9 protein-coding genes are annotated in these 13,237 nt (G+C 47.1%); 5 read left to right on the forward strand and 4 right to left on the reverse strand.

Annotation, left to right across the window (positions count from 1 at the left end):
- The first annotated feature begins 165 nt into the window (after positions 1-165).
- Positions 166-2,331, forward strand: coding sequence for a heparinase II/III domain-containing protein (locus VJL_RS03210; RefSeq protein WP_038875655.1), 2,166 nt, complete (start codon positions 166-168; stop codon positions 2,329-2,331).
- A gap of 2 nt (positions 2,332-2,333) precedes the next feature.
- The gene (locus VJL_RS03215; protein WP_038875657.1) at positions 2,334-4,499 is read left to right on the forward strand and encodes a heparinase II/III domain-containing protein; all 2,166 of its coding nucleotides are present in this window, start codon (positions 2,334-2,336) and stop codon (positions 4,497-4,499) included.
- Positions 4,500-4,971: 472 nt separating this feature from the next.
- Here VJL_RS03215 and VJL_RS03220 read toward each other — a convergent pair whose 3' ends face one another.
- The 4 genes from VJL_RS03220 to VJL_RS03235 all read right to left on the reverse strand — a co-directional run bounded on the left by VJL_RS03220 (position 4,972) and on the right by VJL_RS03235 (position 9,388).
- Complete coding sequence (locus tag VJL_RS03220; protein WP_038875659.1) at positions 4,972-6,042, reverse strand: polysaccharide lyase family 7 protein; 1,071 nt, start codon at positions 6,040-6,042, stop codon at positions 4,972-4,974.
- A 260-nt stretch (positions 6,043-6,302) separates the two neighbouring features.
- Complete coding sequence (locus VJL_RS03225) at positions 6,303-7,592, reverse strand: MATE family efflux transporter (protein WP_038866988.1); 1,290 nt, start codon at positions 7,590-7,592, stop codon at positions 6,303-6,305.
- Between the two features lie 183 nt (positions 7,593-7,775).
- On the reverse strand, positions 7,776-8,492 hold the full coding sequence (locus VJL_RS03230; protein WP_038875661.1) for a FadR/GntR family transcriptional regulator: 717 nt from the start codon (positions 8,490-8,492) through the stop codon (positions 7,776-7,778).
- Positions 8,493-8,611: 119 nt separating this feature from the next.
- A complete protein-coding gene (locus VJL_RS03235) occupies positions 8,612-9,388 on the reverse strand; it encodes an SDR family NAD(P)-dependent oxidoreductase (RefSeq protein WP_005437107.1) in 777 nt (258 codons plus the stop codon).
- Positions 9,389-9,755: 367 nt separating this feature from the next.
- Between VJL_RS03235 and VJL_RS03240 the strand changes: the two genes are divergently transcribed.
- From VJL_RS03240 to VJL_RS03250, 3 genes are all read left to right on the forward strand, one after another.
- Complete coding sequence (locus VJL_RS03240) at positions 9,756-10,475, forward strand: FadR/GntR family transcriptional regulator (protein WP_038875663.1); 720 nt, start codon at positions 9,756-9,758, stop codon at positions 10,473-10,475.
- Positions 10,476-10,648: 173 nt separating this feature from the next.
- A complete protein-coding gene (locus tag VJL_RS03245; protein ID WP_038875665.1) occupies positions 10,649-12,511 on the forward strand; it encodes a putative nucleotidyltransferase substrate binding domain-containing protein in 1,863 nt (620 codons plus the stop codon).
- On the forward strand, positions 12,511-13,227 hold the full coding sequence (locus VJL_RS03250) for a 3'-5' exonuclease (protein WP_038875667.1): 717 nt from the start codon (positions 12,511-12,513) through the stop codon (positions 13,225-13,227). Before VJL_RS03245 ends, VJL_RS03250 begins: the two co-directional genes overlap by 1 nt.
- Positions 13,228-13,237: the final 10 nt, after the last annotated feature.

Here is a 13,237-nt window from a genome sequence, read left to right on the forward strand (position 1 = left end):
TCAGTCACAACAAGGATTACCACAGCGATATAAATCAATAAGTTAGCTAAATTCGCGTGATTTCACTCTCCCTTTTTGCCACAAAAACTACACCCAAACTTAATATTGTATTACTTTATAGAGAGTTTAAGAAAACAACACACTTCATCTGAGGGTGGTAAAGAAATGACTACACAACCGATTTTGTTGACTGAAGCAGAAGTCGAACTACTAAGAAAGGAAGTCGGAAAGCCGAGCTTAATGGGTAAATCCATTGAAGCGAATCGCAAGGAACTTGAAGCCTTTATGCGTCTGCCTCTAGACGTACCAGGTCACGGCGAAGCGGGTGGCTACGAGCACAACCGCCACAAACAAAACTATACCTACATGAATTTAGCGGGTCGTTTGTTCTTGATCACTCAAGAACAAAAGTACGCGCAGTTCGTTAAAGATCTTCTCGCTATTTACGCAGAGAAGTACCTCACTTTTGATTTCCACGTACAGAAAAACACTAACCCAACAGGTCGTCTTTTCCACCAGATCCTTAATGAACACTGTTGGTTAATGTTTACTAGCCTTGCTTACTCTTGCGTGGCATCAGTGATGACAGAAGAAGAGCGCACAGCTGTTGTTGAGCGCATTTTCGAACCAATGCTAGACATGTTCACAGTGAAATACGCGCACGATTTCGACCGTATTCACAACCACGGTATCTGGGCAGTTGCGGCTGTTGGTATCTGTGGTCTAGCCATTGGCAAACCTGAATATCTAGAGATGTCGGTATACGGTCAAGATCGTGATGATACCGGTGGCTTCCTAGCGCAAATCTCACAGTTGTTCGCCCCTTCTGGTTACTACATGGAAGGTCCGTACTACCATCGTTATGCGATTCGTCCAACTTGTGTATTTGCAGAAGTAGTACACCGTCACATGCCTGAAGTAGACATCTACAACTACAAAAACAAAGTGATTGGCAACACAGTACAAGCGATGCTGGCAACGGCTTACCCGAATGGTGAGTTCCCCGCACTAAACGATGCATCTCGTACCATGAGCATTACCGACATGGGTGTTCAAGTTGCAGTGAGTGTTTACAGCAAGCACTACGGCTTGGATGACAACATCCTTGGCATGGCGAAGATTCAAAACGCCGTTTGGATGCACCCTTGTGGTCTTGAGCTTTCTCAAGCTTACGATAAAGCTATCGCAGACCGTGAAATCGGTATGCCTTTCTGGCCAAGCGTGGAACTTAACGAAGGCCCAACTGGTAATAACGGAGCACAAGGCTTTATCCGTATGCAGGATAAAACCGGTGATGTGTCACAGCTTGTGATGAACTACGGTCAACACGGCATGGGACATGGTAACTTCGATACGCTTGGCATTACTTTCTTTAACCGTGGTCAAGAAGTGCTGCGTGAATACGGCTTCTGTCGCTGGGTAAACGTAGAGCCTAAATTCGGCGGTCGTTACCTAGACGAAAACAAATCGTACGCACGTCAAACTATCGCGCACAACGCGGTAACGATTGATGAGCAATGTCAGAATGGTTTCGATGTAGACCGCGCTGATTCGGTGCATGGTTTGCCTCACTTCTTCAAAGTAGTAGGCACTGAAATCAACGGTATGAGTGCGTTTGCGAACGACCATTACCCGAATACAGACATGCAGCGCAGTGTGTTCATGCTTAGCCTAGACGAGCTTGAAGCACCGCTACTGCTAGACCTTTACCGCATTGAAGGTGAAGGCGAGCATCAGTACGACTACTCTCATCAATACGATGGTCAAATCGTACGTACTAACTTCGATTACCAAAGCTTTGGTGAACTGAACACCCTTGGCGATGACTTCGGTTACCAGCACCTTTGGAAAGTAGCAAGCGGCAAAACGCAAGATACGGCGTTGGTTAGCTGGCTACAAAACAACACCTACTACACTTGGTTAGGCACTAGCAGCAGCGCGAAACAAAACGGTGATAATGAAGTGATCTTCACTCGCACTGGCGCCAATGACCCAAGCTTTAACCTACGTAGCGAACCAGCATTCATTCTGCGCAGCAAGGGCGAATCGACGCTATTTGCTTCTGTGCTAGAAACACACGGCTACTTCAACGAAGAGTTTGAGCAGTCGGTGAATGCACGTGGTCAGGTGAAAGATATCCGCGTCGTGGGCTACAACGCCGTTGGCAGCATCGTAGAAATCACGACTGAAAAATCACTGGTTACTGTGATGATCAGCAATGTTCTAGGCGCTGACGACCAAACCCCACACCAAGTAGAATTGAACGGTAAAACCTACAGCTGGAATGGCTTCTACTCTCTAGAAGTGAACGCATTCGGGCAGGAGAAATAATAATGAGCTACCAAACCCAGTCTTACCAACCGCTATTAATGAACTTTGAAGAAGCGGCAGAACTAAGCAAAGCACTTGGCACGGATAGCCTATTAGGAAATGCACTAGCACGTGACATCAAACAAACTGACGCTTACATGGCTGAGGTCGGTATTGAAGTTCCAGGTCACGGCGAAGGCGGCGGTTACGAGCATAACCGTCACAAGCAAAACTACATCCACATTGATCTAGCGGGTCGCCTATTCCTTATCACTGGCGAGCAGAAGTACCGCGATTACATCGTGGACATGCTAACGGCTTACGCGAAGGTTTACCCGACGCTAGAGAGCAACACCAGCCGTGACTCTAACCCTCCGGGTAAGATCTTCCACCAAACTCTGAACGAGAACATGTGGATGCTATACGCGTCTTGTGCGTACAGCTGCATTTACCACACGTTGGAAGAAGAGCAAAAAACACTGATTGAAAACGATCTGTTCAAACAAATGATTGAGCTGTTCGTAGTCACTTACGGTCACGACTTTGACATCGTACACAACCACGGTCTGTGGGCTGTAGCAGCAGTAGGTATCTGTGGTTACGCAATTAACGACCAAGAAGCGGTAGACAAAGCGCTTTACGGCTTGAAACTGGATAAAGTTAGCGGCGGCTTCCTAGCTCAGTTAGACCAACTGTTCTCGCCAGATGGCTACTACATGGAAGGTCCTTACTACCACCGTTTCTCGCTGCGTCCAATCTACCTATTCGCAGAAGCGATTGAACGTCGTCAGCCTGAGCTTGGTATTTACGAGTTCAACGACTCGGTAATCAAGACCACGTCTTACGCAGTATTTAAGACGGCATTCCCAGATGGTACTTTGCCAGCATTGAACGATTCATCGAAGACGATTTCGATCAACGATGAAGGCGTAATCATGGCCACGTCTGTGTGTTACCACCGTTACGAACAAACTGAAACGCTACTCGGCATGGCTGACCACCAGCAAGACGTTTGGGTTCATATCTCAGGCAAGACATTGTCTGACGCAGTTGCAACAACAGACAACATCAAACCGTTCAACTGGGGTAGCCTATTCGTAACAGACGGCCCAGAAGGCGAAAAAGGCGGCGTAAGCATTCTTCGTCACCGTGACGAGCAAGACGACGACACCATGGCGCTTATCTGGTTTGGTCAGCACGGCAGCGATCACCAGTACCACTCTGCACTAGACCACGGTCACTACGATGGTCTGCACCTGAGTGTGTTTAACCGCGGTCATGAAGTGCTGCACGATTACGGCTTTGGTCGCTGGGTAAACGTTGAGCCTAAATTTGGCGGTCGTTACATCCCAGAGAACAAGTCTTACTGTAAGCAGACAGTCGCGCACAACACAGTAACGGTTGACCAAAAGACACAAAACAACTTCGACACAGCACTAGCAGAAACCAAGTTCGGTTCTAAGCACTTCTTCAAAGCTGATGATGAAAAACTGCAAGGCATGAGCGGTCGTATTTCTGGTTACTACAACGGTGTAGACATGCAGCGCAGCATCATTCTTGCTGAATTGCCAGAATTCGAGAAACCACTTGTGATTGATGTTTACCGCATCGAAGCAGATCAAGAGCACCAATACGATCTGCCAGTGCACTACTCCGGTCAAATCATCCGTACGGATTTTGAATACGATGTAGAAAGCACGCTGCGTCCAATGGGCGAGGACAACGGTTACCAACACCTATGGAATGTAGGTTCAGGCCAAGTTCAAAGCAGCTCGCTTGTAAGCTGGTTGCACGACAACAGCTACTATTCGCTAATCACAAGCGCAACGAACGGCGGCAAAGTGTTCTTCACTCGCACGGGCGCAAATGATCCAGACTTCAACTTGAAGAGCGAACCAGCACTGATCCTACGTCAATCTGGTCAGAACCACGTGTTTGCCTCTGTGTTAGAAACGCACGGTTACTTCAACGAGTCTATCGAAGCATCAGTTGGCGCTCGTGGACTAGTAGAGTCAGTAACCGTCGTTGGCAACAACGAAGTGGGTACCGTGATTCGCCTGCAAACTACAACAAGCAACGCTTACCACTTCGCTATCTGCAACCTAGACGAAGACAAACAGAACGCGACACATCGCGTTGAGTTCGACGGTGTGACTTACACTTGGGAAGGCGCATTCGCACAAATTTAATCTTTAGATAGGGTCTGTTTATCTTTCGTGGTTAAATTTTGTTCGAGATAAAAGCGTTTTAATCGCGGCGAGTCGATTGAAGCCTAGTGGTTCTAAGTAAAATTGACTCAACAAAGAGTAAAACGCTTTTAGCCGAACCCTTTGGGTAGCGTTTGTAGGTGCTTTCTACTGCGTTATCGGCTTATCAGGTAGAACAACTACATATCAAAGCCTCTGCTTTGTATAAAACACCTACAAACTGCTGCAAAAATCATCACGAAAGGTCAACAGACCCTGGTCACTAAAAATTAATGTAAAAATCGGGAACTAATTCAAAGCCGGACGTCATGTTCGGCTTTTTTTCGTTTACTTCCATCAACAGCCCCCTCTTCGTTTTATCAATACCAATCAAATCGTTTGTACATGTTTTGTTGGAGGCATAAAAAATCCCTAACCATTGGAATCCAATGATTAGGGACGTTAAAGCGACATCTTACTTGCCATTTAACTTCAGTACAGAGAAGGTCGCGCTACTGTAATCGCCGTTTTTCTTATCCGTCTCGAAATCTCCCGTTCCTTCACAGCCTGTCGCCCAGAAGTTATCACCTGTTTTCACGCTGCATTGTCCGTAAGCGCCTGCTTTAAAGTAGAACCATTCGCTCGCATAGCCTTTGGCGAAATCTTTCTTATCCACTTTTCCATAAGCGTCGACGTTATTGCTCAAGTCGAGTTCATACTTCACGGTTGGGTGGCCTTCGGCTTCGAATGCAAGCTGCATAATGTTGCCTTCGACTTTAACGCTGTAACTGAACTCTTCGCCAAGTGCGATGCCTTTATCTCCCGGCTCGGCGTTGTTTTCCCATGTATTACCCCATACTGGATAAGCGATGTCTGTGCGATCAGGGTCCGCTTTCGCTAGGTTGCGTTCGTACGTCCAGAACACCGATCCCATCTTATGGTTAGGCCATTTCTTGTAGAAGATTTTTAGTGGTTCATTGCCGTGTCCAAACCCTGTGTTCGCCTCTAACTGAGCCGGATCTTTGCCTGCATGAATCTGCCCTACCACGACGGAATACGCTGGGTATTTTTCTGGATTCTTAGAGCGCGTAGCAACGTGGTTTACTTTTAACGTCGCTTCTAATGTTCCTCCTACTGCGCTGAATGATTCCGCTTGAGGGTGCGCGGCAATCGCCCAGTTGTTTTCTGGTGCTTTCACACTGATATCGACATCAGTGCCTCGCCCCATTTGACGGAGCTCAGAACGCGCGTTTGTAGAACCCTTTGTTGTCACGGCCATGTTCGGCACTTCAAAGACCATATTGTCGTTTTCATCTAAGAAGAAAAATTGGTGATGTGAGTAACTGAGCATCGCCACGCCTTCGATTTCATCCGCTCGACCGTTGTTGTCTTTGTCCATTGGCAAGGTGATCTTCCAGTTCATCATATCGAACTTATCCGCAGGCACTGGATGAGGTGTCTGATTATGGGCCAAAGCGGTCATTGGTAACGTAGTCAGTAAGGCGGCAGCGAGGAGATTCTTGTTCAGTCTTTTGCTATTACACATGGATTTGGATTTCCTTATTTATGTATTATTGTCGTACATATTAATTATTAATCCAGAGATTAAACCGAACGGAAATTCGGGTGTGTAAAATCGCTCACAGTTTGATCACTTCAAGTTCTACTTGGATCAAACTTTAAGAAAAAGTGATAGATAAAAGCAGGTTATTTAAACCAAACACTCAGCAGTAAACTATAGCGGCAAAAAAGCCCTCATCATTGAGGGCTCTTTACTAGACGAAAAATCAAAATAAAAACGACAAATTAATCATACATAAGCTTCTCAGCTTTCTTAAGATCAAACTCGTTGAGTGATTTACGCGCCAAGTGCCTAAATGGCAGTGCTTTCACTATTTCTTCAAATGGCATAACGGCGAACGCCCAAAAGAAAGAGAGATCCCAATGCAGAATGACTAATGCACACAATGGGATGGACACTATCCACTGGCCAGTGAAGTTGATCTTGAAGACTTCTGTGGTCTTGCCCAACGCACGCAACACATGGCCGTGTACCGTATTATAGCCACGAACAATCGGCAGAAAGACGTATAACGGTGCGATGGAAGCAAGGGCAACGTAGGTACTTGGGTCTAGGTCTGGGTATAAATCCGGTAGGACAAAACTTAAGGCTAAGAAGAACGCCGCCGAGACAAATGAGATCATCACAGCCATATCGATGCTGATATCAACATTCTTACGCAGTTCATCCATTTGTCGTGAACCAATCGCTTGGCTGATCGTGATCGCCGACGAGTGTGCCCACGCAGTGATGAACTGAGTCCCTGCTTTGATCCAAGGCATCACGATGGTCATCGCTACGTAGGCGTTCAATGTAAGCTGTGAATACAACAACATGTAGATAGTCGCGCCGGTTTGCAACATCGTCACGTTTGCTGCAACGGGGAAAATCTCTTTAAAGTGATTCAGCGTGTTGGCTTTCAGTGAGGCATCTAGGTTCTTAATTGACAAGACGATGGAATCATCCCATCGAATACACAGGGTCAAGTACAGCAATCGAATGGTGATGGCGATTAAGCTGCCCGCTGCCGCGCCTTGCACACCAATACCCTCAAAACCAGCAAAGCCATGAATCAACACGTACGACATTGCCATGTTGACTGGCAGCTCAATCAAGTAACCTTTGAACGGCACTTTGGTTCGGCCAAGGGCATTAAACAAGGCGATCATGACTTGGGTAATCGCGTTGAAGATGATGATGAACTTGGCGACAGCGAGGTAACGTTCGGTCTCTGCATAAAGAGCAACATTGTCGGTTAACTTACTGATCAACGCTTTGTCGAAGGCGGTAATCAGTGTCCAAAACACAACCGCGACCAAAACGTTGATAATTAAGCCCGCCCAGAAGCCTTTGTTCAAGGATGGGTGTTGCCCAGATCCAACTGCACGACTAAGTACCAACTGTGAGCCGTTCGCCAATGCCATTTGGATACCTAAAACAAAGGAAACAATGGTGGTGGCAATACCCATGGCGGCAAGGGAAACTTCACCGAGTGGTGAGACAAGGAAGGTGTCGATCATTAACATCGACTGCATTAATAATGCGTTCAAGGCCAACGGCCAAGCAAGGGACAGATTTTTTCTTATATAGGGTTGGGAAGACATGGTAGACCTTTCGGGGTTGTCATAAGCGCAACTAGCAAAGACGCAATTGCCGCTAAACGTTGGCCTTGCCCTATCCTTTCACCGTTAGAGCAAAGCCAAATACACGTTGATTCATCAACCGTTGACGACCTGAGCCAGTTTTTGGTTTTCGTCGTTAAGCAATGTATGCGACGAGATACGAGCTTGGTCTCCATTCCCCGCCATAATCGCATCGTAAATCGCGCGATGCTCTTCAATACAGAATCGACCGCCTTCAGCTGAATGATCGATAAACTGCTTGAAGATGGTCGATAAAATATTGCTAAACGGAATGTAGAATTGATTGCCTGTTGCAAGGAATATTGTCTGGTGAAACAGGTGGTCGTTGACCGTCCAGTCGTCATAATCGAAACGATTGGCTGCCATGGTCATACGCTGAAAAATAACCGACAACTCTTTGCGTTGCTCTGCTGTTGCGTTATTCGCCGCTAAGGCACAAGCCTCTGGTTCAATCGCTTTACGCAGCCCCAAAAACTGAGCCAAAAACGGCTCGGTATCTTCTAAATCTTGAATCCATTCCAAGAGTTGAGGGTCGAGAAAATGCCAATAGTTACGCGCACGAATGGTAGTTCCCACCTTCGGCTTTGACTCGATTAACCCTTTTGCCGAGAGCAGTTTGGTTGACTCGCGTAATGCTGTGCGACTCACGCCAAACGCGTCACAGAGATCCATCTCATTGGGTAGCTTTTCATTTTGGTTTAGCTCACCTGACAGTATTTTGCGGGCGATCTGTCTGGCAACTTGCACATGGATCTTGCGGTGTGAATCCTCCACAAGAGAAAACTTTGCCATTTGACGCTCCTTATAATTATGCTTCCAGTGCCGTAGCACTTGATAAATGATCAAAAAAAGCCAGACGAAGCTGGCTTTTTGAGGTCAGTGTATTCGTCTGAAACGAAATAAGTCAGCGCTTATGGCGCCATTTGTCCGCCGTTTACATCCAGCACTTGGCCAGTGATGTAACCAGAACATGCGTGTGAAGCGAAGAAAGCAAACGTTGGTGCTACTTCTTCGATTCGACCGAAGCGACCCATAGGGATACCGCTTGCGATTGCAGCTTTCAACTCGTCAGACTTACCATCGTGGAATGCTGTATCGATAGTGCCTGGAGAAACGATGTTGAAACGGATGTTGTCTTTAGTGAACTCTTTCACCCAGTTACGGTGAATGTCGTGCAACCACGCTTTTGATGCTGCGTAGATACCAGCACCAACACCGCCGCCTTCACGAGCTGCGATAGAGCCAGTGCTGATCACACATGCTGTCTCACCAGATTCCGCTGCGGATGCACGAAGGTGCGGGATGGAATATTTGGTTGTCATCAACGCCGAGCGAGCGTTCAGATCCATAACGCGGTTGTAGAACTCATCATCGATGTTTTCTAGGTTTTCACGACCGCCAAGACCACCAGCGTTGTTGATTAGCACGTCCATGCCACCGAAATGATCGGTAAATTCCTTAACCAGTTTTTCGCAGTCTGCGGTCACCATAAGGTTCGCTTGGAAAAACTTAACATCGCCACCAAGTGCGGTTAGCTCAGTCACTGCTGCATCTGCGTCAGGACCGGTTTGATGACTGTTAATGCCGATTTTAGCGCCGTATTTTGCGAACACGCGTGCCGCCGCTAGGCCCATACCTGACGTAGAACCAGTGATAAGTACGCGCTTACCTTTCAAATCGTTAAACATGACGGTTTACCTATGTTAGTTATTCGTGCCTTCGAAATAAATCATACAATAAGATCTTTCGGTCGCAAGCGTATTTGCGCCCAATTGAGCGAGATCCGGCAAAATTCGTCAGTTTTGCGTTGCATTTGTGGTTTGGGTCACAGCAAGTAGGATTTTACAGCTATTATTTGTATGAATAATTTAACAACTTGATAGCGATAAAAACGATATTGAAGAAGCGCTCAAGTCAACGCAATCATTGATTGTGTCTAGTGAAAACACGCGTTATGTGAACCCTCTTATATTACGTTCACATCTGCTTGGTAGGTAGGGGCAAGAGTGCTATAGTGCGGCTTAAATAATACATATTTAATAAGAAGTGAAGATTATGTCCGGCGAATTTCATTCTATCTCAGGCTCTAAGCGAAGCCTTCATGTGCAAGTAGCACGTGAAATCGCACGTGGTATTTTGTCTGGTAAGCTTCCTCAGGGCTCTATCCTACCTGGCGAAATGGTTCTTTGTGAGCAATTTGGCATCAGCCGTACTGCATTGCGTGAAGCAGTGAAATTGCTAACGTCGAAAGGCCTACTTGAGTCGCGTCCTAAAGTTGGTACTCGCGTCATCAACCGCGCTTACTGGAACTTCTTAGATCCTCAGCTGATTGAATGGATGGACGGTCTTGCAGATACTGACCAGTTCTGTGGTCAATTCCTTGGTTTACGCCGTGCGATCGAGCCAGAAGCATGCGCCTTAGCTGCGATCCATGCTACTGCGGAACAACGCATTGAATTATCTGAAACTTTCCAGAAGATGGTCGACGTTGCAGAAGCGGAAGAGTTTGATCAAGCAAAATGGATGGAAGTTGACACTCGTTTCCATAGCCTGATTTTCAACGCAACGGGTAACGACTTCTACCTACCATTCGGTAATATCCTGACGACAATGTTCGTTAACTTCATTGCGCACTCTTCGGAAGAAGGCAGCACTTGTATCAAAGAACACCGTCAGATTTACGATGCAATCATGGCAGGCAATGCTGACAAAGCGCGCCAAGCATCAGCGAATCACTTGTTAGACTCTAAGCACCGCTTAGCGCCAGTAAAATAAGTTCAGCGACAAACCATTGAAAGCACGCGTCCTTCGCGTGCTTTTTTGTCTCTACTCCCCTCTTGCTTTAGCCAGAATCCTATCAATCCTCACAAAAAACTTCTTATTCAGTGATACTTTGATTAAATTTAGATATATAATAATACAAATTAAATTTATTAAAGTGCTGTGTTATGACTGAATCTTTGCTGCCAAACATCCTGCAATTTATTGGGCAAGTCGACCCATTCGACAAGATCCCAAAACCCGCTTTACGTGAACTCGCATCGCACGTGCAGATTACTTACCTTGGCAAAGGTGAAGTCATTGACCAATGCGTGACAGGCCAAGAGAAGTCGCTCTACATCATACGAACTGGCTCCATGGAGCAAAGAAAGTCCGATGGTGTGCTACGTGCAAAACTAGGGCCAGAAGACATCTTCGGCTTCACTTTTCTTGGCAGTCAAATCGACAGCACGAAAGGCTACCGTGCGATCGCGATTGAGAACTCACTGGTTTATGTGATTCCCAACTCGGCCCTTAAAAAGCTGTTCGAAACCCACCCTGAATGTGCGGAGCACTTTGCTTCTCAGGCACAAGTTCGTTTGAAATCCGCGCTGGATGTGGTGTGGTCAAACAAAGAGAAAGGCTTGTTCATTCGCCGCGTTGGCGAGGTTGCCAGCGGCCGCGTTGCTGTGGTGACTGCCGACCAGTCGATTCAAACCGTTGCAAACGAGATGCTGACCAAATGCTCGCCATGCGCCGTGGTTTACGAGAACGACAAAATCGTCGGTTTGATTACTGACCGCGATATGACCAAGCGCGTTATCGCTCAAGGGGTAAGCACTGACCGCCCTATTTCTGAAGTGATGACACACGATCCGCAAACCATCAAACCGGATGATCTCGTCTTGCATGCCGCATCGATGATGATGCAGCACAATATTCGCAACCTGCCATTAGTGGAAAACAACAAGGTCGTCGGCGTGCTGACTACGACACATCTTGTGCAAAACCACCGTGTGCAGGCCATCTTCTTGATCGAGAAAATCAAATACGCAGGCAGCGTAAAATCCCTTTCGAGCTTTACCCCAGAGCGCCAAGCGATCTTTGAAGCGCTAGTTGATGGGCACGTTTCACCAGAAGTCATCGGTAAAGTGATGACGATGATCATGGATGCTTACACGCGGCGCTTGATTCAAATCGCGATTGATAAACTTGGTCCGCCGCCATGTAAGTTCTCATGGATTGTGGCAGGCTCTCACGCTCGTAACGAAGTCCACATGTTGTCGGATCAAGACAGCGCGATTGTCCTTGCTGACCACGCGACAGAGAACGACCGAATTTACTTTAAACACCTTGCTATGATCGTCAGTAACGACCTTGCGAGCTGCGATTACCCTTTATGTCCTGGCAAGTTTATGGCGGCAACGCCAAAGTGGTGCCAACCTCTTAACGTTTGGAAGAAGTACTACAAAAAATGGGTCGCCAACCCGGAGTACGAGCGCTTGCTAAACATCAGCGTGTTCTTGGAAATTCGTACCCTTTACGGCAATAAAGATTACGAAAGCATCTTGCGAGATGAGCTGCATACCAACATTCGCAGCAATCGTGAGTTTCTCTCCATGCTTGTGAACGATGCGGTAAACACCAACCCACCGTTGGGCATCTTCAACAGTTTGGTTTTGGAGAAGTCAGGCGAGAACAAGAAGACGCTCGATGTGAAGAAATACGCCATCAATCTGATCATTGATTTGGCGCGCATTTACGGTTTGGCGGTTGAGTGTGATTTAACCGCTACCGACGAGCGTTTCAAAGCCGCGAATGAAGCGGGCGTATTAAGTGAAGATGCGTACAAGAACATCCTTAACGCGTACCAGTTCATCTTGTCGTTCCGTTTTGGTCATCAGTTAGAGGCGCTGAAACGTGGCGAAGAGCCAAATAACCACATCGATCCAAATACGTTCGGTAGCTTTGAACGCCAGCACCTGAAAGACGCCTTCCGTATTATTGCTGACTTGCAAGAAGCCGCGAAAGTGCGCTTTGGGAGCCGTTAATGAAGCGAATCCTAGAACACTTTCATCCTTGCTCGCGCCTGAATCGAAAGCGCGAGCAATACGTGAAACAGACAACCATGCCAGAGCACATCAAAGCGCTGGTTCAAACGCCACGTCTGGAAGCGGCGCAATTCGCACAAGACGCCAATTACATTGTGCTGGATTTGGAGACAACCGGCTTAGACAGCGAAGAAGATTTGATTTTGTCGATCGGTTGGGTAGACATTGCGAATGGCAAAGTGGATCTGGCCACCAGCCAGCACATGTACATCAATAGTGATTCGCAAATCAAACCAGAAACCGCGGTGATCAACCATATTACGCCGCAAATGCTGTCCGAGGGCGTTTCTATCCATGATGCTATGCGAGCGTTTTTCCACGCCGCCAAAGGCAAGATCTTGGTCGCTCACGCTTGCGTGGTCGAAACCCAGTTCATCAATCAGTATCTACAGCGGGTGTTTAAACTCAGCGAACCGCCTTTGGTTTGGGTCGACACCATGTGTATTGAAAAGCATCTACAGAAAGCGATTAATCCTCGTGACGAAATTGATGTCACTCTCTCTGGTACTCGCGCTCGCTATGGGCTGCCTGAGTACAACGGACACAATGCGTTAGCGGATGCGGTCGCGACGGCAGAGCTGTTGTTGGCACAAAAAACTCGCATTACTCCTCAAGGAAAAACCACCATCGGTACCCTTTATCGATTGAGTCTCTAACTCTCTAACC

The sequence above is a fragment of the Vibrio jasicida CAIM 1864 = LMG 25398 genome, assembly GCF_000400365.1.
GTDB classification, from domain to species: Bacteria; Pseudomonadota; Gammaproteobacteria; order Enterobacterales; family Vibrionaceae; genus Vibrio; species Vibrio jasicida.